Raw genomic sequence first — 25,448 nt, 5'->3', positions numbered from 1 at the left:
TCTATCCCTTTCACTAAGGTGGTTACTGCATATTTTGCTATTCTACAATTTTAGGTTCTAATGCGTTTCTCAGAATATCTCCCAGTAAATTAAAGCTCAAAACTGTAATTAGGATCATTACGCCCGGATATACCGCCAATAAAGGGTAATCCAAAATATGCGCCTGTGCCCCCTGAAGCATACTTCCCCAGGATGCACGTGGAATCTGCACACCTAATCCCAGGAAGCTCAAAGAAGATTCCATCAGAATTGCATTTGCCACACTCAAGCTTGCAGCAACAATAACCGGTCCTAAAATATTAGGGATAATATGTTTAACGATCACGCGGAAGTTTGATGCTCCCAGATTCTGTGTAGCCACCACAAAATCTCGTTCCTTTAATGACATTGTCTCCGCTCTCGTAATTCTTGCGACGGATGCCCAGGAAAACAGACTCAATACAACAATCAGAGTCGGTAAACCAGGCTTTAAAAAGGTATTTAAAATAACCATTAACAGCATACTCGGAAGAGCAAGAAAAATATCTGTGAAGCTCATCAAAAACATATCCACTTTTCCTCCGACATAACCGGAGAATACACCTAATGATGTTCCGATTACAACCGTCATGATCATAGACATGAATCCCACCAGCAAAGAAACTCTTCCACCATATAAGGTTCTGGTAAAATAATCTCTTCCGTACTCATCTGTGCCAAACCAGTGACTGGATGAAATACCCTGCAGCTTTTGAGAGGCATCTAACTTATAAGGATCGTAAGGACTAAGAGGTGCCAAAAGAACAGCAATGATGAGAATGGCAAGAAGTACGACACTTACCATAGCAACTTTGTTTTTCCTTAGTTCTTTCCAGATATCTTTCCATACACTCTGTCTCTCCACAGAAACTTCTACTGTTTTCTTTTTTTCCAGTTTTGCAAACGAATCGTTGGTTATTACTATATTATTTTCCACCGGATGCACCTCCCCGTTTAATTCTTGGATCAACAAAGGCATACAATAAATCTGCAATAAAATTACCGACTACCAAAAGAAAACCAGAAAGCATAACATACGCCATGATTACCGGATAATCCCTTGAACCAATCGCAGACATCGCAAAGGTTCCAATTCCCGGCCATCCAAAGACACTTTCTACAATAAAGGATCCACATACCAAAGATGCCAGATTCATTCCCATCAATGTAATGATAGGCAACAGCGTGTTCTTCAATACATGTCGGAATAAAATTTTCGTCTGAGAATCTCCCTTTGCTTCGGCAGTAAGTACATACTCTTCGCTTAACTGTCCGATGGTATTTGCACGGATATAACGGATATAAACCGCGACATGACCGATACTGAGCGTAATACATGGAAGAATCATATGCTGAAACGTATCAAATGCAGATACATTTCCAACGGTATGCATACCGGAAGAAGGCAATACCTTTAATACCGCAGCAAATACAATAATAAGCAGCATGCCAAACCAGAAAGACGGTATGGACATTCCCATATACGCTAACGAACTGATCAAGTTATCAAGCCATGAGTTCTTCTTATAACCCGACCATAAGCCAAGCGGGATTGCAAGCAAAAGCGACAAGATCATAGAACTTCCCATAAGTATGATCGTTGCCGGAAGGCGCTGCATAAACTGTGGCCATACAGCCGACTTATTAGATAAGGATACACCTAAATCTCCGTGTACCGCACGTTTAGCCCAGGCAAAATACTGCTCTGTCATGCTCTTATCCAACCCCAATTGCGCAATCACATTAGCTTTCTGTTCTTCTGTCATTTCCGGATTTACATACATATCCGATATGTCACCTGGTGCAAAATAGACAATTGCAAATGAAAAAAAGGAAATCAATATCATTACGATTACTACCTGAGCCGTCTTTTTTAAACAATATTTCCACATAAGTATTCCTCTCTGTAAAACCGAATATATGAAAGAATGTGGCTTGTCTTTACTTTAAAGGCATGCCACATTCCGTATGCTTTTCAGCTAATGTAAATTTTTAATCCACATGAATAGATAAGTAATCAATGAATTCTGGAACTACTGACGAACCATCTAAACCAGTAACATTTTTCTGTGAAACCATAACAAAGTTTGTATATGTAAGTGGGTATTCCCAGCATTCTTCCAGAGCTTTGTCCTGAATTGTATTCCAAAGTTCCTGTTTTTCTTTCGCATCTGCAGTTCCCATGGCTTTCTGAGCAAGCCCTGAAACTTCATCACTGTATCCACAATCACAGAGACGATTTGTAAAGTAGCTGATTGCCTGTCCACAGTTTGAACCACGCTGTGAATCCCATCCGTTTGTACCAAGATCCCATGTTGTAGCCTGTTCTTTATCTTTGCTTGCAAAGAAACGTGGGAAGAATGTAGAAGTATCGCAGCTTTCAATATTTACTTTTACACCGATTTCAGCTAACTGCTGCTGTACGACAGTTGCTACAGCTTCCATATTTGCACGGTCTGAATTGTAAATATAAGTAAGTTCTTTTCCTTCCAATCCAGATGATTTTGCAAGTTTTTTTGCTTCTTCCAGATTGACGTTATATCCTTTACAGTCTTTATTGTAAATAGACTGATCCGGTGTGATGAGGCTGTTCGCCGGCTTTGCAAGTTCATCTGATCCCCATGCAAAATCAACGATCGCATCTTTGTCAAGTGCAAGGAAGATTGCTTTTCTTGCATCCTGAGATAATGTAGACATTACCGGTCCGTGTGGGTTTAACTGAAGGTAATTAAGACGAGCTTCTGATATACTGTACATATTGTATTTATCAGACTCCTCTTTGTATTTCTTCAGATCTTCTGCGCTTGTAACACGCATGTAATCAATTCCGCCATTTTCAAATTCGATCTGTTTTGTGCTTCCGCTGCCGATTGTTTTCATAACGACTTTCTTAACAGAAGGAGTTCCTCTGTAGTAGTCATCTCTTGCTGTATAAACAAAACTATCTTCGTTAATTTCGCTTACTACATATGCTCCAGATGTAGCCATACCCGGTGTTTTGAAGTATGTACTGTCATCAATCTTTGACGGATCATTATCAAATGCATGTGCCGGCATTGGATAGAACTGAGATAACGTTCTGACATAGTTATCAAATACTGATGGAAGTACAAATTCCATTGTCTTATCATCAATTTCGTTGATCTGCACATCTCCTCCATTTACCTTGGTAAATGATGTAGGTCCGCCATAAGCCAATACACCATAATCAATGGTAAATTTAATATCTTTTACTGTAACCGGTTCCCCATCACTCCATGTTGCTTTGTCATTAATATGAAGTGTGTAGGTAAGACCATCTTCTGAAATGTCAAGCTTATCAGCCAGATAATATTCCAGACCGTCTTTTGTCTCAGCGAATAAAGGTTCATAGATTGGGCGGATTGCACTTACCAGGTCATCACTGCTCTGTGCACTTGGCTGAAGTGAATTTGGCATGTATCCCATTGCTACTGTAAATGTTGAATCACCGCTCTTCTTTGTTGTCTCTGTTTTGCTTTCTTCTGTTTTCGCGCTGCTGTCTTTGCTGTCAGAACTTCCACCACATCCGGCAAGCATACCGACTGCTAAAATTCCTGCACACAGTAATGCGAGTGCTCTTCTTTTCATTTTCCTTTTTCCTCCATTGTATTTTCCTTGAGTTGTTCTGTCTGTATATCCCCCCGTTAACAACTCTTCAAAAATACTACCAAAATGTTTTTTTCTTTGCAAATAGCTTTTTTCTATCAATTTTTATGCTTATTGCTATTATTTATCAATAATTCCAGAAAACGTTGATTTTTCGTTATTTTTGTAACTTTTAACAATTTATTGTTTTTATCTATAGCAAAAAACATAACTTTTTTACAATTTCTTTTACCTTTTTTGCAATGTGTATTGTATAATGATTACAAAAGATTTGTTAAATTATTATTCATCATGAAAGGTTTATAAATGAAAAAATTATATGAGCAAAACCCTGAAATGCATCTGTCCGGCAAACGCCAGCCGCGCCATGTAAAATGCACGCACCACAAAGGATATCTGATGGAAGATCTTTCCATGATCAAAAGCGGATTTTATGAAATCAGCTTTTGCAAAAGCGGAGATTTTCTGTTCCGCATCGGTCAGAAACGGCATTTTATTACAAATGGCGATATTCTGGTTATTCCACCGGATATTCCACACTACTTCACCTCCAGTGATCTCGTTGTAAACTATTATGATTTTATCACTGTATGGCTGGAAAAATCATATATTTCCAATCTGAAAAGCCAGCTTCCGGCCCTTGGGGAATCTGTTTTCAATATTGACACACCTCATCTTCTGCATACTACCAATAAGCTATGTAATTTTGAGGAAGAATTTGAAACCTTTTACAGGGAATATGCTTCTTATGGGGAGCTTTCCGAAACTTATGCCTGTGGTGCATCCACCTGTCTTCTGGTAAAAATCATCAATTATGCCCTGAAATATTCCAATGAATTTATTGAGATTGAATCCGATCAGACCAATCAGATCGTCCGCTATCTGGATCAGCATTTTCTGAAAGAAATCGGCGTGGAAGATCTGGCGCGTACTTTCCACATGAGCAAGAGCAGTCTGAACAAATTTTTTCAGAAACAACTGAATACGACCTGTCATCAGTATATTTTAAAGAAACGGCTGGCACTTGCGGTCTCGCTGATCCGGCAGGATGTTCCGCTTAAAACAGTTGCTGTCCAGTCCGGTTTTGGAGACTATTCTTCATTTTTTCGTGCTTTTAAGAAAATGTATCATATTTCTCCGACCGAATGTCAGGCAGAGAATGAAAAACTGAAAAAGATCAAACATTAGCCGGGAGAATGACTTGCCTGAATAATGATGACATACAATATTCCAACATTTCCCGGTATACAAAAAACTTCGGATATTCTGGATTTTCGCCAGTGATCCGAAGTTTTTTGGATTAAATATTTCATTTTTTGATTGTCTTTATTTCACCAGATGCACTTCTGCCTTCTTCTCATTCAGCTTCTGTGCAGTCTCATGATCATTGACATAGATACTGATATGCTTTTCTTTACCGGAAGTATCATAATCTTCAGCAGTAAATACATGTCCGTCAATGATCACCTTTGTTCCATACGGAATCTCATCCGGGTCAACCGCAATGGTCTGCCCTTCAACAATCGGAGTTCCGGTTGCTTTGACTTTGCTTGCCTTCGCACGGCAAGTCTCGCAGGAACAATAATAATCAATGGTATACTCTCCGATACTGTCTCCATACTGTTCGGCTGTAGCGTTCTGTTCGTTCACATCCGTGCCTTCCAGATTATAATTATCTTCCAGGATTCTGGTTGCCCAGACAGCTTCCGGAATGTATACCGTTCCAGAAATGATTCCCTGGTCTTCATTTGCAGCTTCGATGGTCTTTCCGTCTCCTGCATACATCACAACATGATGGACATAACCGTCTTTTGCATAGAAAATCAGATCCCCCGGTTGTGCGTCTTCAACCGGAATCTTGGTTCCATACTGGCTCTGATCTTCGGCTACTCTTGGCAGATTATAGCCAAAATTCTTATAAATCTGCTGTACAAATCCGGAACAGTCTGCCCCGTCTGTCAGGCTTGTACCGCCCCATACATAAGGATTGCCAATGAACTGTGCGGCGAAATCCAACATTGCCTGGCGGATCGCATTCCCCGGTGTTCCCGGCTTTACAGAAGCATAGCTATAATAAAGTGCCTGATTATCTTCCGGTACGATCAGTTCTGTAGCTGTCTGGTAAGCACCTTCGCCTGTTGCTTCTACCTGCGCTTTTACTTCATCCCCAGTCTGAACAGCCTCTTTAGGGACAAACCCTCGGACATCCCCGGATTCCACATAGATCCAGTCTTTCCCTGCATCCGCTAGGATATAACACAGATTACCCTGGAACATGGTTCCGATCACACGTGACTGTCCATTTGCCTCTTCCTGGATCGCTACAGTTCCATCCGACTTTGATGCATCTGCCAGTGCGTATTTTTTCGTAGCCAGTGTCTGATTTACGGTTGCACGTACATGGGTAAATGCCTGATTTTCATTTGCCGGAACCGTTTCTTTTGCAAGGGATGCTGTTCCTTCGATCCCAGTGTATGCAGTCTTGGCTTTTTTTGCAGCTTTTTTTGCCTGCTTCTGGTATCCACTCAGCAGTATCTCTGCGGCATCTCCGGTATAAAGCTCGGATTCTTTTACAAATCCTCTGACCTTTCCGGATTCTACATACAGCCATCCATTCTTTTCTTCTTTCAGAATGTAGAGAAGTCCATCCTGTGAAATTTCTCCGACAGAACGTACCTTTTCAGTCAACTGCTGAGATGCAAAGGATGCATTTAAAGTATCATCCTGCAATGCTGCGGCAGCGTCCGAGTTTAAGGATGACTTCTTTCCCGAAGTGTCTGCTGTGTTTTTTAATGTCCCGGCAGAAAATGTATTAAGCTGTACTTTCTTTTCCGTTTTCGTCTTTTTCGCAGAAGATTTCGTCTTTGATTTCTTCGCCTTTACAGAAGTTTCCTTTTGAAACAGTTTTTTAGCATCGGCTGTCGCTTCCTGAATATCATTTTCTGTCCGATCAGTATCAACGGCTCCACTGATATCTTCCGGAATTGCCTCCCGTATGCTGATCTTTGTCTTTGCAAATGCATATTTTCTCGCAACTGTCCAGAAGCGGAAATCTTCTTCGTATTCCGGAAGCCTGACGATCTGCTGTCTCTTGACCAGTTCTTCATTGGTCATCTTGTGTTCGCTATCCTGCGCATTTTTTTCCTGCTCCTGCGCTTTGTTTTCTTCTGAGCCATCTGTCTGGTCTTCCGAAGGCTGCTGTTCATTGTTCACATTGCCATCTGAAGGCTGCTGTGGTGTATCCGGATTAGCCGGTTCTGTCGGTTGCTCCGGCGTAACCGGCACATCCGGGTTAGCCGGGATTACTTCTACTTCATCCCCCGTTATCGGATCAACCTTCCATCCTGTTTTCGCTGCATCACGCAGGCCGGTATCTTCCAGATATCCTGTCTCTTCATTGTATCTGATTTCTTCATTCTGAATCATCTCCAGGACAAGATCCGATACTTCTGTAAGTGTATCACGCCCATCAATGGATTTTGCCTGTAATTTTTCTCCATTTTCTGTTCCATTAGAAGTGCTCTCTGTAAGACCACCCTCTGCCGCCCAAGCTGTTGCCGGAGCACTGAAAGTAAGTCCGAAAACAAGTAATCCTGCTAGAATTTTTGTTCCTGTCATTTTTGCCACTTTTATATTTCTAAATTTCAAAGCCTGTTGCTCCTTCCTGCAAATTCTGTAAAATGCAGTTCTTTTAGTCGAAACGCGACATTTTTATTCTACTACTCTTTGACAAAACCGTCCATATTTCATTAAAAATATTTCTGATAAAATTTTTCAAACTCAGAGAGTAATTTCTTTCGAAAAATGTTCTGGGTAAGAAAGAATGTGCCTCGGCACATTCTCGCGCCGAGCGCGTTGCTGAGCGCCAGTGGCGCTCGTTAAGCAACGACCGAAGCGGAGCGTAGACCGCTTGCGACATTCTTCATCTTCGTGCGAGTGCGCATCTCCGGCACGCAGTGCCTTTTATTTCATAGGAAGTTCCTTCGAAATTTCCTATGAAACAAAAAGAAAATGCCCTGACATATTTTACGTCAGGACATTTCCCTGTTTTTATGGCTTTAGATAAACTCCGGAAGAACAAATTATCCTTCGCTTAATTTTTATTTAACCAGATAAACTTCTGCATTCGTCACGCCAAGAGCAAGTGCTTCTTCATGGCTGTTTACATAGACATCAATGTGGTTTTTCTTGATCGCACCACCACAGTCTTCAGCAGTAAATACATGTCCGCCGATGATGACTTTTGTTCCGTAAGGGATCACACTCGGATCCACCGCAATGGTCTGTCCTTCAATGACCGGAGTTCCGGTTGCTGTGATCCCGTCTGCTTTGTTACAGCAGATTTCACATGCACAGTAATAGGTAATCGTAAAATTGCCAAGATCTGCGCCGTACATCTCTTCTGTCGCATTGACTGTTCCGATTCCGCCACCTGCGACAGTATAATGATCGTCCAGAATCCGGGTTGCCCATACTGCATCTTTGTTATAAACAGTTCCGTAAATGATTCCTGCATCTTCATTTGCAGCTTCGATCGTCTTTCCATCTCCGGCATACATCACAACATGATATACATAACCGTTCTTTGCATAGAAGATCAGGTCTCCCGGCTGTGCGTCTTCTACTGGAATCTTGGTTCCATACTGGCTCTGATCCTCGGCAACACGCGGAAGATCATATCCGTAAGCCTTGTAGATCTGCTGTACAAATCCGGAACAGTCTGCCCCGTTTGTCAGACTGGTTCCGCCCCACACATAAGGATTACCGACAAACTGGGATGCATATTCAATCATTGACTGGCGAATCTCACCACTCGGCGTTCCTTCTTTTGCAGAAGTCAGCGTATAATAAAGAGCCTGATTATCTTCCGGATCCATGTTTTCATCTGCTACCGAATAGGCATCAGCTCCTCTTGTTTTCACCTGTGCTTTGGTTTCAGCATCTGATTTCAAATACTTCTTTTCCGCAAAACCTCTGACATCTCCGGATTCTACATAAACCCAGTCTGAATCTTCATCTGCAAGAATGTAGCAGAGTTCTCCTGCTGTCATTGTTCCGACAACTCTGGAATCCGCATTCTTCTCTTCCTGAATATCCAGGATCCCTCTTTTATCGGTATCTACCTGATCGCTTACCAGTGCCGGTTCTTTATCTGCAACCGTCTGGTTCACCGTCGCACGGAGATAGGTATATGCCTGATTATCTTTTGCATCTACCAGTGCCTGTGCCGTCTTTGCGGTTCCTTCGATTCCGGTATAGTCTTTGTTCTCTTTGGATGCTTTAAACCTTGCCTGTGTCTGATAGACATCCAGAAGTTCCTGCGCCGCATCTTCCATATAAACTTCAGACGCCTTTACAAATCCTCTGACATTACCGGATTCCACATACAGCCAGCCATTGTCCTCTTCTTTCAAAATATAAAGAAGCCCGTCCTGCGAAATCGTTCCGACCGAGCGGACCTTTTCTTCCATCTGCTGTGCTGCCAGATCAGCAGTCACTTTTGCAGCCTGTTCTTCTTTCTGCTTCTGCAGATCCTTCTCAGCCTGTCTTGCTGCTTCGGCTCTTTTTCCAGCTTTCAGATTGGTCTGATTCGGTGCCTCTGTCTTTAATTTCGCTGATGAAAAAATGTTGAGTCCGTTCAGTTTGATCTGCGTAGATTTCTTTATGCTTTTTGCCGTTTTTGTACGTTTCACTTTTTTCGTGTTGTATTTTTGATTCTCTATATCGAATCCGGCTTTCAGCTCTTTTGCATCTTTTTTTGCCGCTTCAAGCTCTGCTTCTTTGGCTTCTTCGGAAGTATCTGCCCTGCCATCTGCATCTTCCGGAATTTCCTCCCGTATATTGATCGCTGTTCTGGCAAATGCATATTTTCTTGCCACAGTCCAGAAACGGAAATCCTCTACCATCTCCGGCTGCTTCACGATCTGCTGACGGCTGATTAGTTCTGAATTACTGACTGCAGTTTTTGATTCGGTCTGACCGGCTGCTTCTTCTGCTTTGCTGATCTCCTGTGTATGGTCGATCTCACTTCCCGGAATCGGATCGGTCTTCGTATCTTTCCTGTCATCGGAAGTATCTGCCTTATCGGTATCCGGTGTCTGAACCGGATCAGTGGAATCGGATTTGCCGGAATCCGGGCTATCCGGACTTTCCGGTTTGTCTGTATCTCCCGGTACATCCGGTGTCTCTGGATTTTCCGGAGTATCTGGTTTTTCTGGAGTCCCTGGATTTTCCGGAGTGTCTGGTTTTTCTGGTGTCTCTGGATTTTCCGGAGTATCCGGTTTTTCTGGAGCCTCTGGAGTGTCTGGATTTTCCGGGGTTCCCGGTGTCTCTGGATTTTCTTCATTTCCAGGGTTGTCCGGCATGGCTGGTGTCTCCGGAACATCCGGTGTCTCTGCCAGGCGTTCGCCTGTCTCCGGATCCACTTTCTGACCAGTCGAGGTATCTTCCAGATAGCCGGTTTCATCATTCAGCCTGACTGCTCCGCTTTCCATCATTCCCCGTACATAATCAGATACACTCACAAATACTTCCGATCCATCTGTCTTTTTTGCCTGCACTGTATTCTCTGCTACAACGGCCGTTTCTCCATCATCGGCAAATACCGCCATTGGCGAACCAAGAGCCATTCCAAATGCCAGAAGACTTGCCAGTGTCTTTGTCCCGATCCTTTTTGCTACAAATTTGTTCCTAAACTTCAATAATTGATCCTCCTCTCGTAAATAGACTATAAGTTGTAAGTTAATTTTTGAAGTTACAAAAAGTCTTCATTGCATTAACAATTACATTAATAAAACACAATAAACATTAAATTTCTATGTTTCATATGTTTTTGATCTAATTATTTTTAATTATATCACAAATTTAACCATATGTGGTGAATTTTTTACCAGAAATATACAATTTCTACATTTATGGTTCCTGTTCATATTACTTTGTCAATATGTTAACTTGTCATGATCTGGATGATCGTCTTATCCGTTTCACGCATTCCCTTCTTTGCATGCTCTCCGATATTGCGGATTGTATTTTCTAAACCTTTTTCTATGAGTCTGTCTTCGCCTTAGAACTGCTTTCCATTTTTCTGCATCTGAAGTCCCAGAAGCCCTGCTTCTAGCTTTGCTGGACACACGGCATAAAAAAAGATAAGCTCTGTTTCAAACTTACCTTTACATCTGTATAAATAACGAAAGGCTCCCACGGGAGCCTTTCGGACTATAGATTCCTGCATTTAATGGCTAGCATTCTTTTTGATGTTTTCAATGATTTCTTCAACGACTGGAATTTCTGTCTCTAACTCATCTGCTATCACGTCTGGGGTTTTGTTTTTGGCTAATTTCTTTTCTATTTGCTCGGTAAGTGTTTTTAATCTGCCTTCTTCAATTCCAGCAATTCTGCCAGCGATCTTTCCTTTTTCAATCCCAGATTCTACCAATTCTTCCAATGCTCTACACATATTAAACTGACCTCCTCCTGTTTCCATTTCTGCTGCGTAATTTATCAGTTGCTGCGATTCTGTGATCGCTCCGATCACGATTCCCAGCTCACTTGTTATCTCCTGGTTCTTGTAGATACTTGTAATTTTGCCATATTCTTTCTGATAAATCAACCGGCTTAGCTCAAATATTGTCTGGACATCTTTATTTTTGAAGTGCAATCCCTCACTTTTTCGCACCTGGATTAGATTCATTTTATAATCTGACACAAGATTTTCCAGATAATCTGGTATCTTCAGCATTTCTTTCAGGCTGCCTGCCCCATCCCATTCTTTTTCTCCATAATAGACGCATAATGTGATTACAGGATGCAGACGATCCGTCTTTTTGAACTTAGACAGGAATTCATCTTTTGTTGTTGCAACTTTTTCTTCCGCATTTTTCTTTGCAATTTCATTATACTCTTTTAGGTACGAAAGTGCATCCTCCACCATGTGTCTTAGTGGCATTGCATAGTGGATCCTTTGCTGGTTCTCAATCCCCCAGATTACAAAATCTACACCATATGCTGTCTTCTTCACTACATCTCTTAATCTTTGAAGTGTTTCTACATGCCCATTGAATTTCAGAACTGATGACAGATCTACATCTGCTTCTTTCAGATCTTCTGGGTGCAGTTTTTGTTCCCCGTCAAACAAAACCGCATTGAACAAATCCGCAAAACGGGCGTTGTCTTTCCAGAAATTTTTCAGAACCGCATCCGCTTTTGCTACATTTCTTACTGACATACCTTTTTTCCTCCTTCGTTTTTCTGTGTTTAGTATATAAGTATAAGTTCTGATTTGTTTGAAAACAATCTCGAAGGATCTCGTTTTTTGGGGAATTTCTTCGTCAAGTCATTTATTCTTGTTTTCCTATCTCCTCTTACCAGTTCCCACCCATAATATCCGGCTGATACTCAATCTGTGACACGATCTGCGAGGGCGTATATTTCCAGATCTTCTCCCCTGTATAATCTGCCGCCACAAACATCCCAAAGATTAGAAAACTGATAAACATCCGCGCAAAGAAACTGCTTCCGCCATTTCCTTCTGAAGAATGTTCTCCATATAATCCCCTGTATACATGCTGATATCTTGGATGCACCGCCGGGATGCTGCCTTTTCCCCACTTTTGACGTGACATCCTAAGCAACTCCTCGCGGCGTTCCTGTGATTCGTTCATTCCAATCTCTCCCTTCTATGATAGAACGTCCAATTACAATAAATATGCCTCGACACATTCTACGCCGAACGCAGTCGCTTGCGACATTCTTCTTCTTTGCGCGAGTGCGCATCTTTGGCAGGTAGTTCCTTTCATTTACCAGAAAGTTCTTTCCCAATTTCTGACAAACAAAAAGGACATATACCTCTACCTCAGTATATGTCCCACATCTTTTCACATATGCTATTTTTACCGTTTTGCCATCTCTTCCATGATGTCATCCCAGGTGATCCCGCGTTCTGCCATCAGCACCATCATATGATACAGGAAATCACACATTTCATATTTGACTTCTTCCTGGTTCGGATTCTTCGCCGCAATGATGATCTCGGCAGCCTCTTCTCCAACCTTCTTCAGAATTTTGTCAATACCTTTTTCAAACAGATAGTTCGTGTAAGAGCCTTCCTTTGGATGCTCTTTGCGGTCCATGATCGTATGATACACGCTCTCAAACACTTGCTGCGTATTGATTTCTTCATATTGATCCCCTACGATTGGCTGGAAGAAGCAAGTCGGATTGCCGGTATGACATGCCGCTCCTACCTGATCGACTTTTGCAAGCAGGGTATCTTTGTCACAGTCGATGGTCAGGGATTTGACATACTGAAAATGTCCGGATGTCTCGCCTTTTGTCCAGAGACTCTGTCTGCTCCGGCTGAAATAAGTCATCCGTCCGGTTTTCACCGTTTTTTCAAATGCTTCCTGATTCATGTATGCCACCATCAGCACTTCGGACGTCTTATAATGCTGTGTGACAACCGGAAGCAGTCCGTCGGAATTCAATTTAAATTCGGAAAAATCCATCAGACTCTCAAAGGAAGTCATACGGATCCCTTTCTGGCTGCACTCTTCTTTGAAATCAGCACAATTGATTTCTCTCTGACTCACATACATTCCGGAAAGACCTTTCACGCCCGGGCATTCCAGGATTTTAAAAAGCTCTTCCTTTTCCAGAGTATCCGTCACAACCACACATGGAATATCCGTAATATTTACAACGGAATTCAGATCCAGACGGTGCATAAATACGATCTGGCTGCTGTAAGTCTGGATCAGATGCTGCTGCTTAAATAATGCATCAAAGTCATTCAGTGACACCGCGATTTTCTCTTTTCCAAACCGCTTTGCCACCTCTTCGATCAGTTTCTGTGAATCCGGTTTTGAAAAATTCAGCATGGCACGCTTTGCACCGGTGTAGAGGATTTTCTTCACATCCTCCTGCCGCTTTACATTTCCTCCGGCAACCATCGGGATCCGGATCACGCGATTGATCTTTTTCATCAGTTCAATGGACTCTTCATGATCCTGATCCGTGCTTGACAGGTCAAATACCAGAAGTTCATCCGCCCCGTTATCGCTGTACTCTTTTGCCAGCGCGATCACATCTTCAGATACAACTGTCGGGTCATCAAACCATTTTACCGCCTTCCCTCCAAGGATAAAAATGCAGGGAATCAATCTTTTATAACTCATACGAGAAACTCCTTTTATCTTTTTACAGACTGCCTTTTGTAGACCACACTTCTTTCATCCGTGGTTCTTCGGATACAGCCATATCAAGCGCTTTTCCAAATGCTTTAAATAACGCTTCTGCCATATGATGATTGTTGCCGCCATCCAAGACTTTCAGGTGCAGGTTCATCGCACCGCTATAGGAAACAGCATAGAAAAATTCTTTTACCATCTCCGTATCCAGTTCTCCTAATTTGTCACAGGTAAATGTAGCGTCAAAATTCAGATATGGTCTTCCGGAAAGGTCGATTGCCGAAAGCACCAGCACCTCATCCATTGGAAGCATAAAATGTCCATACCGCTTGATTCCTTTTTTATCTCCCAGTGCTTTTGCAATGGTCTGCCCCAGCACGATTCCGGTATCCTCGATCGTGTGGTGGCTGTCTACCTCCAGATCTCCGGTAACTTTGACAGTCAGATCAAAAAGTCCATGTCTTGCAAAACCGGAAAGCATATGGTCAAAGAAACCGATGCCGGTAGAAATGTCGGTCTTTCCCGTTCCGTCCAGATTCAGTGTCATCTCGATCTGTGTCTCTTTTGTAACACGACTGCAGGATGCAACTCTGCTCTCCATCTTTTAGTCCTCCTCTTCAAAACGTACATGGATCGAATTGGCATGTGCGGTCAGCTGTTCCGCTTTTGCAAAGCTTTCGATATCCTTATGTACCTTCTGCAGTGCTTCTCTTGAATAAGAGATGATGCTGGATTTTTTGATGAAATCGTCTACAGAAAGTGGTGAGAAGAATTTAGCGGTTCCGTTGGTCGGAAGGATATGGTTTGGTCCGGCGAAATAATCGCCCAGCGGCTCGCTTGCATATTCTCCGATAAAGATGGCACCTGCATTGCGAATCTTTGTCATCACTTCAAACGGATTCTTTGTCTGGATCTCCAGATGCTCGGATGCGATCTCATTTGCCACGTCGATCACATCTTCCATAGTATCTGCAAGCAGGATATATCCGTAATTATCCAGAGATTTGGAAATGATATCTGCTCTTGAAAGTTCTTTTAAGAAACCATCTACCTGATCGGATACCTCATGTGCCAGCTTTTCACTTGTCGTAACAAGAATTGCGGAAGCAAGCTCATCATGCTCTGCCTGGGAAAGCAGGTCTGCCGCAACATATCTCGGATTGGCTGTCTCATCTGCCACAACCAGGATTTCACTTGGCCCTGCAATGGAATCAATGCTGACATGACCGTAAACTGCTTTCTTCGCAAGTGCTACATAGATATTTCCAGGTCCTACGATCTTATCGACTTTTGGGATACTCTCTGTTCCGTAAGCAAGAGCTGCAATTGCCTGTGCACCACCGACCTTATAGATCTTATCCACACCGGCTTCTTTGGCTGCAACCAGTGTGTTCGGACTTACTTTTCCATTTTTTCCAGGAGGCGTTACCATAATGATCTCATCCACACCGGCAACCTTTGCCGGCATCACATTCATCAGTACCGAAGACGGATAAACTGCCTTTCCACCCGGCACATACACACCGACTCTGTGAAGCGGAGTGATCTTCTGCCCAAGAATGGTTCCGTCCGGTTTACTGTCAAACCAGCTGTTCTGACGCTGTTTTGCATGATAACTTTCGATATTGTCTTTTGCTTTGCGGATGACTGTAAGAAGTGTATCATCAACCTGCGCATATGCTTCTTCAATTTCTGCTTCTGTGACTTCTATCGTATCGGCAGTAAGCTCTGCCCCGTCAAATTTGGCAGTGTATGCAAAAACTGCCGCATCTTTTTCTTCTTTTACTTTATCTAAGATTTCTTTTACGCTTGCCTCATACTGTCCGTAATTGTTCGGACTTCTTTTCAGCAGATCTTCCAGCAGATTTTTCTTTGTATCGCTGTTCAGCTTTTGTATTCTCATGTGCATTAAGCCTCCCTTTTTAATATACTTCTGAGTTTATAAAGAAGTTCCTTGATCCGGTCATTTTCCAGACGCATGCTGACCGGGTTTACGATCATACGCGCTGATAACGGGCAAACCTCATCGAGAACTACAAGTCCGTTCTCCTTCAAGGTGGATCCGGTTTCCACGATATCCACGATCACCTCTGAAAGACCAATGATCGGTGCAAGTTCAATCGAACCGTTCAATTTGATAATCTCTACCGTCTGGTGTCTGGTATTATAAAAATAATCCTTTGCAATATTCGGATATTTTGTCGCCACGCGGATAAGTTCGTGATTCTCCAGATATTTTTTCGCATCTGCCGGTCCGCATACGCACATCCTGCATTTACCAAAACCAAGATCCAGTACCTCATGTACCTTCTTTCCAGCTTCCAGGATCGTATCTTTTCCGACCACGCCGATGTCAGCCGCACCATATTCTACATAGGTCGGTACATCCGGTCCCTTCGATAAGAAAAATTTGAGTTTTAATTCTTCATTTACAAAAATCAGCTTTCTGGAATCTTTATCTTTCATTTCCTCACAGGTGATCCCCAGTTCTTCCAGAAGCTCCAGTGTCTGTTTTGCGAGCCGCCCCTTACAGAGCGCAAATGTCAAATATCTTGTGTCTTTCATCGTCTCACCCCTACTCTACTATTTTCTCTTCGCCGGTCATCAGGTTCACCATCTGCACATCTCCTTTGCTGCGAAGATACAGCATGCTTCCTGCAAGACTGCGTTTTCCATAATCCACATAGAATTCCAGCGACTTATCCGATGCTTTCTGAAGGATCTGGGTATTCTTGTCCTTCCCTCTGAATTCCATGGCAAGCTGGATCGCATCCTTCAACCGTTCTTTATCATATAAGATCAGGGTACTCTTCTCGCCACTTGAGATCTGGATCCTCTGGCGGGAAAGCGCGCTCATCAGTTCATCTACTACGATTGCAAAACCGATCGCCGGCTCTGCTTTTCCAAACTTTTCAACCAGATGGTCATAACGTCCGCCTTTTACAATGGCATCCCCGGTTCCAAAAGTATATCCCCGGAAGATAATACCGGTATAATATCCGTAAATTCCGCTCATGCTCAGATCAAACGTAATGTACTGCTCCATTTTGTAGACAGATAAGATCGCGTAGATTTTTTCGAGACGACGGATTGCTTTCAGCGCTTTTTTGCTTGGCGCTACCTTTTTCGCCTCTTCCAAGATCTCCACACCGCCGACCATCTCGGAAAGTGCGGAAAATGCTTTTCTTGACACCGGTTTTGCATCGGCCTCTTCTAATAGTTCGTCTGCGCCGAAAAAGTTCCGGTTATTGATCAGCTCACGCAGACGTTCTTCTGTCTCATCATCAATCTCGGATTCCTCGATCAGGCTCTGGAAAAAGTCTACATTTCCTACGCTGATCTGAAATTCTTCCAGTCCGGCATTCTTCAGACAGTCAATGACAAGTGCCAGCATCTCCGCATCAGCGTCTGCCGCATCCAGTCCGATCATCTCCGCACCCATCTGGGTACTTTCCTTTAATCGTCCCTGATAACTGGAATGATTGATAAATGTGTTCCCCACATAGCAAAGCCTTGCCGGGAACTCATCATCCTTAAATAAAGTTGCCGACGCACGCGCGATCTGCGGAGTGATATCCGGTCTTAACACCAGTGTGTTGCCGTCTCTGTCGAAAAATTTATATAATTCCCTTGAAGGAATGGTTCCGATCTCTTTTCTGAATACATCAAAATATTCATACATAGGAGTCTGGATATCATGATATCCATACAAATGCAGAGTCTTATGAAGTCGGTTCTGAAGTGCCAGCTTTTTGGCGCATTCTTCATGATAAATGTCTCGGACCCCTTCGGGTGTATGTAATAACTGCTCCATAGATTGTAACTCCTCTTTTTGTTTATTTGCCACTTTAGTATGCTACCATATTAAAACGTGACCTTGTTGTATTATACGAACTTTGGCGCGGCTTGTCAAGCCTGCATACTCAGAAGTTCTATCCTGTTAATCTCTTTCCCTGCTTCTTATCTCTCTTCCCGCTGCTCCAGATCCTTCTGGAGCAACTCCAGATACGGAACGAACACGCCCTGCCTTAGCTGCATAAAATATTCCTTATCCAATTCTTCAAAGCGTACGCTTTTCCGTCCGCCCTGCTTCATCCGATCCCAGAACACTTCTATTTCTTCAAAACGCATGTAATAAAGCAGGTTTTTTGTACTGTAATAGATAAGAAAAAAGGAAATTCCATCCTGTTTTTCAAAATCCCGCATAAAATTCATCTGGTGTTCATGGATATTGTGCAGTGGAAAGGTATCCATACTGCACTCTTTTGCGTCAAAACATACGGGAATTCCCTGTACTGCTCCAATATAATCGACCGTACTGCGCTGGTCAAAATAAGCCAGCGTGATCTGACGGTGATCTTTGTCCATTCGCACCGGAGTGATCGGTGTCGGGATTTTCTGAATGAGTGCCAGTCCCTGCCGCTGATAGCGTTCATTCGTCCGGTTAATAAAATCCTCCAGGGTTGAACCTCTTAGCCCTCTTGAATTCCAGGTTCCCATTCTAATCCTTCTCCTTTTATGATGGTTGTAAATCCTTCCGGAAGAGGTGCGGTAAGCTCCTTTTCCGATACCTTTGCAAGCGCATCCTCTCTTTTCGGAAACTGCATTTTCCACGCATGTAAAAGCTGATACTTTAACGCATATTTTTTCCGGAAAATAGAATTGACCTTTGGATTACCATACTTGGTATCCCCGATGATCGGATGACCGGTCGAAGACAGATGTGCACGGATCTGATGGGTCCGTCCCGTGATCAGATGCACCTTCAGAATCGTCTGCTGACCATTATCCGCAAGCGGAATATATTCTGTGGCGATCGGCTTTGCCTCGCCTTTTGCTTCTTTCAGAATTTTCACCTGATTTGTCGTCTCATTTTTCAGAAGATATCCTTCAATCTTCTGACGGTCTTTTATTACACCATCCACGATCGTGAGATAATATTTTTTCACGGTCCTGTCTCTTAAAATCTCGCTGAGCTGCTGCAATCCCGCAAGGCTTTTTCCTGCGGTAACCAGACCACTGGTATTCCGGTCCAGGCGGTTACAGACCGATGGACGGAAAGTAGCAAGCTCAGCTGGTTTCAGATCGTCTTTTTCCAGCAGATAAGCGATCATATATTCATTCAGGGAAAGGTCAGACGGTGCTGCTTTCTGGGAAAGCATGCCTGATGGTTTGTTCAGGATCAGAATATCCGAATCCTCATAGATTACCGACAGCCGGATGCTGCTTCCCATTGCCCGTGCAAGATCTGCCGGAAGCTTCTTTTCTGCTCCCGGTGCCCCTGCGAATTTCTGCCAGGTATCATCTGAGAGAAATACTTCAACCTGATCTCCTTTTATCAGTTTTTCATTTCCCTGCGCTTTTTTCCCGTTTAACTTGATGTTCTTTTTCCGCAGCATCTTGTAAACAAAGCTCATCGGCGCTTTACTTAAATATTTCCCAAGAAGCTTGTCCAGACGCTGTCCTGCTTCATTTGCCGAAACGGTTATTTTCTGCATGCTTTTAATTCCTCCTGCCTTTTACAGTGAAATGTCCAGAAGGAGTCCTTTGATCATCTCTTCGTGTTTTCTGGTATCCTGCTGCTCTACAGAAGCAATGTTGTTCATTCCCTCGGCGCGAGTCAGAAATGCTTTGTAATCATGGAAAAGCTTGACCACCACCTTGTCGAACTGGTTCTGCTTCATAATGGATTTGATATGCTTTGCGGCATAGTCCACATCCACTTTTTTCACCGGCACATAGCCACAGATCGTATTGTTGTAAATTGCAACAGCTGCTACCGGCATTGCCTTTTTCTCACTGGTGATCACAAGATCGTATGCAACGGTAAGTTCTTCGGTGACAGCCGAGATTTCAAGCTCAGTTGCCTCATCGATGGAATCATGCGGCATGACCATGATCAGATTGACCAGGATCCGGCTTGCCGGAAGACATCCGAGTACCGCTACCACAGTGAGCAGATTGAGCTTTGTCTTTGTTGTCACATAACCGGCGATCACCAGTGCGGCAACCAGTCCAAAAGAGACAACAGCTTCCAGTATCAATAATCGTTTTCTTCTGCGCAGATAACCTGCATCTCCTTTTTGTATCTTCATCTTGTCTTTCGCTTACTCCTTCGTTATTTTCTCCATCACTGACATGGCTTTTAAGATCATTCCGTGCGGAAGTACTTTGGCAGCAGCTTCTGCTCCTTTCATTGCCGTGCCATATACAGAAACTTCTTTTTTGTATTTGGCATCAATGAGCGCCTGCTTTACAACCTGTACCGGATCTGCCATCACAGCCTCTTTCATGCCACCGGGCAGCTTCCCTGACACTTCAAAAAACGGAGTATCCACAGGTCCCGGGCAGACCGCTGTGACGAAGATTCCTTTTTCCTTCAGTTCAGCTGCAAGACTCCTTGAAAAGCTCAGTACATACGACTTTGTCGCTGCATAAACTGCAAATTTTGCCTGCGGGCAAAAAGCTGCTGCGCTTGCCAGGTTGATGATCCTGGTCCCTTTATGCATCCAGGGCAGACAGGTACAGGTCATCTCGGTCAGTCCCCGGCAGTTCAGGTCGATCATGCGGAGCTGAAGCTTCTTATCTTCCTTTGCAATCTCCTCTACTGTCCCGGTCTTTCCGAATCCTGCCGCATTGACCAGCATACGGATATCAGGATTCTGATTCTCCAGCCGGTTTTTCACCTGCTTGTATACCAGATCCTCTTCCATGTCGCCTGCAAAGATCCGGATATAGGTCTTGTGGCTTTTCTTGATCTCTTCCAGCTTCTTTTCACTGCGGGCGATCACCCAGATTTCATCCAGTTCCCTGTAAAAACGTTCAATCTGTCTGACAAATTCTTTTCCCATGCCGGAGGATGCCCCGGTAACAATCGCAATCTTCATAAGCGGTTCTCCTTTCTCCTGTGACTACTTCCGTTTGTGTACATTACGGATGGATTTCTTTTTCTGCGGTCTTGACGAGGACTCACCTCTGCCATTTCCTGTTCCGCCATGGTTTCTTCCGCTGTATCCATTCTTCTCCTGCATTTTTTCCGAATGCAGCTTTCTCGGACGGATCAGACATTTTTCATCGAATCCTACCAGATCCATACGGTCTGCGATTCGCAGTGCCTCCATGACCAGATCATAATTCTTCGGATTCCGGTACTGGATCAGTGCTCTCTGCATCGCTTTTTCATGCGGATTCTTCGGCACATACACCGGCTTCATCGTCCGCGGATCTACACCGGTATAATACATACAAGTGGAAATCGTAGACGGTGTCGGGTAGAAATCCTGTACCTGCTCCGGCATATAACCAAGATCCCGCAAGTATTCGGCAAGCTTTACCGCTTCTTTCATAGTAGAACCCGGATGGGACGACATCAGATACGGAACCAGATACTGTTTAAGTCCTAACCTTTTATTGATCTCTTCGTATTTGTGGGTAAAACGTTCATAAACTGCATTTTCCGGCTTGCCCATCATCTGCAGAACCGGATCTGCTACATGCTCCGGTGCAACTTTCAACTGACCGCTGACATGATACTGACACAATTCTTTGAAAAACGTGTCATCCGGATCCGCCAGCAGATAGTCAAAACGGATACCGGAACGGATGAATACTTTTTTGACTCCCGGTATCTTTCTGAGATCCCGGAGAATGCTTAAGTATTCTTTATGATCTGCGATCATATTTTTACACGGCTTTGGAAAAAGGCACTGTTTGTTCGTACATGCCCCGTATTTTAACTGTTTCTTACATGCCGGTGCACGGAAGTTCGCGGTCGGTCCGCCCACATCATGAATATATCCTTTGAATTCCGGATCCTCCGGAAATGTCTTTGCTTCAGCGATCAGTGATTCCTTACTTCGTGTCTGAATGATCCTTCCCTGATGGAATGTCAGTGCACAAAAACTGCAGCCTCCAAAACATCCCCTATTGCTGATAAGACTGAATTTGATCTCCCGAATCGCCGGCACTCCACCTGTCGCCTCATAAGATGGATGGTAGGTCCGCATGTAAGGAAGTGCGTAGACATCATCCATCTCCTGCTGGGTCAGCGGTTTTGCCGGAGGGTTCTGTACCACATACAGATGATCCGAATAGGGCTCAACCAGCCTCTTTCCGGAAAATGGATCTGTGTTGCAGTACTGTCTGTAAAAGCTTTTGGCGTACAGAAGCTTATCTTTTTTCATCTCTTCATACGGTTCCAGAATCTCTGCATCATACACACTGTCCAGATTCTTGACCTTGCATACCGTTCCGTCGATATAGGTAATGTCCTTGATATCCAGTCCGGCATCCAATGCCTCTGCAATCTCAATGATCGAGCGTTCGCCCATTCCATAAGAAACCAGGTCTGCACCCGAATCCAGAAGAATGGAACGCTTAAGCTGGTTGGACCAGTAATCGTAATGTGCAAGTCTTCTAAGACTCGCCTCGATACCACCCAGAATGATTGGTGTCTTCTTATATGTCTGACGGATCAGATTGCCGTACACAACTGCTGCATAATCCGGTCTCTTTCCCATCACTCCGCCCGGTGTATAAGAGTCCTGCTGCCGTCTTTTCTTTGATACAGAATAATGGTTGACCATGGAATCCATATTTCCCGCCGACACCATAAATCCAAGCCGCGGCTCTCCAAATTCTGTAATACTTTCTTTATCCTTCCAGTCAGGCTGTGCAATGATCCCCACGCGGAAGCCATGTGCCTCTAAAAGGCGGGTGATGATCGCATGTCCAAAAGACGGGTGGTCTACATAGGCATCTCCGCTTACATAGACAAAGTCTACATGGTCCCACCCCCGCTCTTCCATCTCTTTCCTGCTGATCGGTAAAAATCCATGATTCATTATAATACCTCGTATGTCTGATTGGTAATGTCTTCATAGCTGTGAATAAAATAATCGGCAAACTCCCGCTTTTTCGCATCCTGTGGGCGTGAAAACCAGTCGTCTACCGCGCACACACGCATTCCTGCATTTTTCCCGGCAAGGATTCCCATCGGAACATCTTCAAATACCAGACAGGCGGAAGGCTCTGCACCGAGCTGCTCGGCTGCCTTCAGATAAACATCCGGTGCCGGTTTTCCTTTATTCACTTCGCAGCTTGTACAGATTGTACTGAAAAGATTGGTGATCTGCCTTGCCTTTAAAAATTCTTCCACCAGCTTCCGGTCATTGCTGGTTGCGATTCCTGTCCGGATGCCTTTCTCTTTCAGCATCTCCAGAAATGCCTTTACCCCTGGTTTCAGCGTGACCTCTTTTGTATATTTATCCACAGACATATCATACCATTCTTTTTTGATCTCCTCCACCGTATGCGGAAGCTCCGGAAAAATCTTCAAAAAGTACTGCGCTGTCTCGGTATAGCTCATCCCTTCCATTGCCTCATGAAAATCTTCCGGTGGATTCAGATGATATTTTCTGATATAATCTTCATCTATCGCTGTCCACACCCACATGGAATCTACCAGGGTCCCATCCAGATCAAAAATGACAGCTTTGGTATCCTCTAACATAATTTTCTTATCTCCTCTTCGGTCAGTGACCGGTATTCTCCTTTTGCAAGTGTCTTATCCAGTATAAGACTTCCCATAGAAAGCCGCTTCAGATAGACTACCTCTTTTCCGACTGCGTGAAACATCCGCTTCACCTGATGGAAACGTCCTTCCGTGATCGTAAGCTCGATTTCCGACTCTTCCCCACTTTTCAGGATCCGGAGATCCGCGCTTTTAGCCGGCGTATCGTCTCCGATATCCACTCCGTCTGCAAATGCTTTCACATCAGATTCGTCTACCTTTCCCTGTATTTTCGCATAATATATCTTATCCACATGCTTTTTCGGAGAAAGCAGGCGGTGTGCCAGTTCTCCGTCATTGGTGATCAGAAGAAGTCCTTCCGTGTCCTTATCCAGACGTCCTACCGGGAACAGATCATTTCTTTTTTTATCTGCAATCAGATCCAGAACTGTCTTGTCACGGTCATCTTTTGTTGCGGAAATGACACCTGCCGGTTTATGGAGCATATAATACTCTTTTTTAGCGTATCCAATCTGTTTTCCGTCAAGACTTACTTTCTGTGTGGTCTCATCGATTTTAAGTTCCGGTTTTTTCACCGCCTCTCCATCAACCATGACACGTCCGCTGCGGATCAGCTTTTTGATTTCACTTCTGGTTCCCTGCCCCATCTCGGCAAGATATTTGTCTATGCGCATCATGCGGACTGATTCCTCCATCCAGGCAGATATTTGTTCTTCAAAGTTCCGTTCGTGACTTTTCCCCATCCAAGCGGGAAACCGTCTGTACAGACCAGATGCCAGCCTTTTGCCTTAGCCGGAACCAGATCCTCCACATCGATTGTCTCACCTTTCAGATAACGCATCAGTCGGTCATCATCAGAAGACAGGTTCAATGTATGCGCGTACTCTTCCATTTTCAGGTTCATCGCCAGTGCCTGGCTCGGCTCAAAACGCTTTTTCTTCAGTTCGCCAAGGAGCAGTCCGCTTCTTAAAAATCTTGCGCCTTTCAGTTCCGGAAGATTCTCCGGCATATAGTACACACGCTCTCCATGGATATCCAGTCTCCACAATTTCAGCTCCCACTTGACATCACGGAAGAATTCTTCCAGCTCTGCCGGGATCTTCTTTGCTTTCTGCTCTGCGACCGGGGAAGATAGGCAGATTGCATCCGCACTCTTTTTCAGCAGTGCGAGGTAATGTCCCTCCCCTTTCATATGATGTGGAAAAATACGGACAGTCTTAGCAAAATCCGGATCCTTTGACTTGGTTACTTCCGGCATGCCCGGTGCAAATCCTTCATATCCTGCAATTTCCTGAATCTCGAATTCCGGATATTCACCGAGCAGATATTCGATCGTTCCCTCATTCTCCAGTGGATCAAACGTACAGGTTGAATACAGCATCATGCCACCCGGCTTTAACATTCTCGCCGCCTGGGTGATAATGCTTCTCTGCAGCTTCGAGAAAAATTCAGGTCCATGTTCTTCCCAGGCACGTACCATCTTCTTATCCTTACGGAACATCCCTTCCCCCGAACACGGCGCATCGATCAGGATCTTGTCAAAATAACCGCTGAAATAGCGTTCCAGTCGTCCGGGTTCTTCACTCATGACCAGCATATTGCCGATCCCGAAAACTTCCAGATTCTTTAAGAGTCCTCTTGCTCTGGAGCTGCTGATATCATTTGCTACCAGAACACCTTCGTTCTGAAGCTTCGCCCCAAGCTCGGTTGCCTTTCCCCCAGGTGCGGCACAAACATCCAGTACCCGGTCCCCCGGTTCTACCGGAAGACGGTTCGCCGGTGTCATCGCACTCGGCTCCTGCAGGTAGTAAAGTCCTGCAAAATAATACGGATGCTTCGCAGGAGATATCTTTTCTCCGTCATAGTAAAAACCGTTGTCGATCCACGGGATCGGTGTGATCTCAAACGGACAGATCTTCACAAAATCCTCCACAGAAATCTTCTCTGTATTCACACGAAGTCCGTAATATCTCGGCTCATCATAACATTTTATATAATCCTCAAATTCATCTCCGAGGAGTGCCTTCATCTTCTCTTCAAATTCATTTGGTAAATTTATCATTCTTTCGTCCTCCATATCATTTAAG

At 44.0% G+C, this 25,448-nt stretch carries 21 protein-coding genes; 1 reads left to right on the top strand and 20 read right to left on the bottom strand.

Going from position 1 to position 25,448, the window contains the following annotated elements:
- Nucleotides 1-37 precede the first annotated feature (37 nt).
- From ACYQ5K_RS04880 to ACYQ5K_RS04870, 3 genes are all read right to left on the bottom strand, one after another.
- A complete protein-coding gene (locus ACYQ5K_RS04880) occupies nt 38-913 on the bottom strand; it encodes an ABC transporter permease (RefSeq protein WP_279325150.1) in 876 nt (291 codons plus the stop codon).
- A gap of 31 nt (nt 914-944) precedes the next feature.
- On the bottom strand, nt 945-1,910 hold the full coding sequence (locus ACYQ5K_RS04875) for an ABC transporter permease (protein WP_022220605.1): 966 nt from the start codon (nt 1,908-1,910) through the stop codon (nt 945-947).
- Nucleotides 1,911-2,010: 100 nt separating this feature from the next.
- Nucleotides 2,011-3,627 (bottom strand): ABC transporter substrate-binding protein, encoded by a 1,617-nt coding sequence (locus ACYQ5K_RS04870; RefSeq protein ID WP_173688187.1) that lies wholly within the window; start codon nt 3,625-3,627, stop codon nt 2,011-2,013.
- Between the two features lie 324 nt (nt 3,628-3,951).
- Here ACYQ5K_RS04870 and ACYQ5K_RS04865 point away from each other — a divergent pair, with 324 nt between their 5' ends.
- Complete coding sequence (locus tag ACYQ5K_RS04865) at nt 3,952-4,833, top strand: AraC family transcriptional regulator (protein ID WP_173688186.1); 882 nt, start codon at nt 3,952-3,954, stop codon at nt 4,831-4,833.
- Nucleotides 4,834-4,971: 138 nt separating this feature from the next.
- Here the strand turns inward: ACYQ5K_RS04865 and ACYQ5K_RS04860 are convergent, their stop codons facing one another.
- The 17 genes from ACYQ5K_RS04860 to ACYQ5K_RS04780 form a co-directional block, all read right to left on the bottom strand.
- Nucleotides 4,972-7,293 (bottom strand): C40 family peptidase, encoded by a 2,322-nt coding sequence (locus tag ACYQ5K_RS04860; RefSeq protein ID WP_173688185.1) that lies wholly within the window; start codon nt 7,291-7,293, stop codon nt 4,972-4,974.
- A 452-nt stretch (nt 7,294-7,745) separates the two neighbouring features.
- Nucleotides 7,746-10,346, bottom strand: a complete 2,601-nt coding sequence (locus tag ACYQ5K_RS04855; RefSeq protein WP_243259108.1) for a C40 family peptidase — start codon at nt 10,344-10,346, stop codon at nt 7,746-7,748.
- Nucleotides 10,347-10,876: 530 nt separating this feature from the next.
- Nucleotides 10,877-11,869, bottom strand: a complete 993-nt coding sequence (locus ACYQ5K_RS04850) for an RpnC/YadD family protein (RefSeq protein WP_459777304.1) — start codon at nt 11,867-11,869, stop codon at nt 10,877-10,879.
- A gap of 136 nt (nt 11,870-12,005) precedes the next feature.
- Nucleotides 12,006-12,305: a hypothetical protein gene (locus tag ACYQ5K_RS04845; protein ID WP_173688183.1), complete on the bottom strand. Its 300-nt coding sequence runs from the start codon at nt 12,303-12,305 to the stop codon at nt 12,006-12,008.
- A gap of 228 nt (nt 12,306-12,533) precedes the next feature.
- Entirely contained in the window at nt 12,534-13,817 is a 1,284-nt protein-coding gene (gene hisIE, locus ACYQ5K_RS04840) for a bifunctional phosphoribosyl-AMP cyclohydrolase/phosphoribosyl-ATP diphosphatase HisIE (RefSeq protein WP_178025780.1), read from the bottom strand.
- Nucleotides 13,818-13,839: 22 nt separating this feature from the next.
- Entirely contained in the window at nt 13,840-14,430 is a 591-nt protein-coding gene (gene hisB / locus ACYQ5K_RS04835) for an imidazoleglycerol-phosphate dehydratase HisB (RefSeq protein WP_022220612.1), read from the bottom strand.
- A gap of 3 nt (nt 14,431-14,433) precedes the next feature.
- Nucleotides 14,434-15,732 carry a histidinol dehydrogenase gene (gene hisD / locus ACYQ5K_RS04830; RefSeq protein WP_178025779.1) on the bottom strand — a complete coding sequence of 433 codons (1,299 nt, stop codon included), beginning with the start codon at nt 15,730-15,732 and terminating at the stop codon, nt 14,434-14,436.
- 5 nt (nt 15,733-15,737) lie between these two features.
- On the bottom strand, nt 15,738-16,394 hold the full coding sequence (hisG, locus tag ACYQ5K_RS04825) for an ATP phosphoribosyltransferase (protein ID WP_173688180.1): 657 nt from the start codon (nt 16,392-16,394) through the stop codon (nt 15,738-15,740).
- A gap of 10 nt (nt 16,395-16,404) precedes the next feature.
- Nucleotides 16,405-17,643 (bottom strand): ATP phosphoribosyltransferase regulatory subunit, encoded by a 1,239-nt coding sequence (hisZ, locus tag ACYQ5K_RS04820; protein WP_173688179.1) that lies wholly within the window; start codon nt 17,641-17,643, stop codon nt 16,405-16,407.
- A gap of 146 nt (nt 17,644-17,789) precedes the next feature.
- Entirely contained in the window at nt 17,790-18,329 is a 540-nt protein-coding gene (locus tag ACYQ5K_RS04815) for a Holliday junction resolvase RecU (protein ID WP_173688178.1), read from the bottom strand.
- Complete coding sequence (locus ACYQ5K_RS04810; RefSeq protein ID WP_173688177.1) at nt 18,302-19,327, bottom strand: RluA family pseudouridine synthase; 1,026 nt, start codon at nt 19,325-19,327, stop codon at nt 18,302-18,304. Before ACYQ5K_RS04810 ends, ACYQ5K_RS04815 begins: the two co-directional genes overlap by 28 nt.
- A gap of 21 nt (nt 19,328-19,348) precedes the next feature.
- Entirely contained in the window at nt 19,349-19,924 is a 576-nt protein-coding gene (locus ACYQ5K_RS04805) for a hypothetical protein (RefSeq protein WP_008370567.1), read from the bottom strand.
- Between the two features lie 12 nt (nt 19,925-19,936).
- Complete coding sequence (locus ACYQ5K_RS04800) at nt 19,937-20,716, bottom strand: SDR family NAD(P)-dependent oxidoreductase (RefSeq protein ID WP_173688176.1); 780 nt, start codon at nt 20,714-20,716, stop codon at nt 19,937-19,939.
- Nucleotides 20,717-20,740: 24 nt separating this feature from the next.
- Nucleotides 20,741-22,672: a YgiQ family radical SAM protein gene (locus ACYQ5K_RS04795; protein ID WP_173688175.1), complete on the bottom strand. Its 1,932-nt coding sequence runs from the start codon at nt 22,670-22,672 to the stop codon at nt 20,741-20,743.
- On the bottom strand, nt 22,672-23,340 hold the full coding sequence (locus ACYQ5K_RS04790; protein WP_173688174.1) for an HAD family hydrolase: 669 nt from the start codon (nt 23,338-23,340) through the stop codon (nt 22,672-22,674). The genes ACYQ5K_RS04795 and ACYQ5K_RS04790 overlap by 1 nt, the downstream gene beginning before the upstream one ends.
- A complete protein-coding gene (locus ACYQ5K_RS04785; RefSeq protein WP_173688173.1) occupies nt 23,334-24,038 on the bottom strand; it encodes a pseudouridine synthase in 705 nt (234 codons plus the stop codon). The genes ACYQ5K_RS04790 and ACYQ5K_RS04785 overlap by 7 nt, the downstream gene beginning before the upstream one ends.
- Nucleotides 24,035-25,420 carry an RsmF rRNA methyltransferase first C-terminal domain-containing protein gene (locus tag ACYQ5K_RS04780; protein WP_459777307.1) on the bottom strand — a complete coding sequence of 462 codons (1,386 nt, stop codon included), beginning with the start codon at nt 25,418-25,420 and terminating at the stop codon, nt 24,035-24,037. The genes ACYQ5K_RS04785 and ACYQ5K_RS04780 overlap by 4 nt, the downstream gene beginning before the upstream one ends.
- Nucleotides 25,421-25,448 lie beyond the last annotated feature (28 nt).

The sequence above is a fragment of the Allocoprococcus similis genome, assembly GCF_054660775.1.
This window is presented reverse-complemented; position numbering and strand designations above follow the sequence as displayed.

What these genes read in the sequence shown, in the direction of transcription:
- ACYQ5K_RS04785 (WP_173688173.1), bottom strand. Translation starts at nt 24,038, where the DNA reads ATGATGCGCATAGACAAATATCTTGCCGAGATGGGGCAGGGAACCAGA.
- ACYQ5K_RS04815 (WP_173688178.1), bottom strand. Translation starts at nt 18,329, where the DNA reads ATGGGAACCTGGAATTCAAGAGGGCTAAGAGGTTCAACCCTGGAGGAT.
- ACYQ5K_RS04845 (WP_173688183.1), bottom strand. Translation starts at nt 12,305, where the DNA reads ATGAACGAATCACAGGAACGCCGCGAGGAGTTGCTTAGGATGTCACGT.
- hisG (WP_173688180.1), bottom strand. Translation starts at nt 16,394, where the DNA reads ATGAAAGACACAAGATATTTGACATTTGCGCTCTGTAAGGGGCGGCTC.
- hisD (WP_178025779.1), bottom strand. Translation starts at nt 15,732, where the DNA reads ATGAGAATACAAAAGCTGAACAGCGATACAAAGAAAAATCTGCTGGAA.
- hisIE (WP_178025780.1), bottom strand. Translation starts at nt 13,817, where the DNA reads ATGAGTTATAAAAGATTGATTCCCTGCATTTTTATCCTTGGAGGGAAG.
- ACYQ5K_RS04805 (WP_008370567.1), bottom strand. Translation starts at nt 19,924, where the DNA reads ATGAAGATACAAAAAGGAGATGCAGGTTATCTGCGCAGAAGAAAACGA.
- hisZ (WP_173688179.1), bottom strand. Translation starts at nt 17,643, where the DNA reads ATGGAGCAGTTATTACATACACCCGAAGGGGTCCGAGACATTTATCAT.
- hisB (WP_022220612.1), bottom strand. Translation starts at nt 14,430, where the DNA reads ATGGAGAGCAGAGTTGCATCCTGCAGTCGTGTTACAAAAGAGACACAG.
- ACYQ5K_RS04850 (WP_459777304.1), bottom strand. Translation starts at nt 11,869, where the DNA reads ATGTCAGTAAGAAATGTAGCAAAAGCGGATGCGGTTCTGAAAAATTTC.
- ACYQ5K_RS04865 (WP_173688186.1), top strand. Translation starts at nt 3,952, where the DNA reads ATGAAAAAATTATATGAGCAAAACCCTGAAATGCATCTGTCCGGCAAA.
- ACYQ5K_RS04790 (WP_173688174.1), bottom strand. Translation starts at nt 23,340, where the DNA reads ATGTTAGAGGATACCAAAGCTGTCATTTTTGATCTGGATGGGACCCTG.
- ACYQ5K_RS04795 (WP_173688175.1), bottom strand. Translation starts at nt 22,672, where the DNA reads ATGAATCATGGATTTTTACCGATCAGCAGGAAAGAGATGGAAGAGCGG.
- ACYQ5K_RS04875 (WP_022220605.1), bottom strand. Translation starts at nt 1,910, where the DNA reads ATGTGGAAATATTGTTTAAAAAAGACGGCTCAGGTAGTAATCGTAATG.
- ACYQ5K_RS04810 (WP_173688177.1), bottom strand. Translation starts at nt 19,327, where the DNA reads ATGCAGAAAATAACCGTTTCGGCAAATGAAGCAGGACAGCGTCTGGAC.
- ACYQ5K_RS04800 (WP_173688176.1), bottom strand. Translation starts at nt 20,716, where the DNA reads ATGAAGATTGCGATTGTTACCGGGGCATCCTCCGGCATGGGAAAAGAA.
- ACYQ5K_RS04870 (WP_173688187.1), bottom strand. Translation starts at nt 3,627, where the DNA reads ATGAAAAGAAGAGCACTCGCATTACTGTGTGCAGGAATTTTAGCAGTC.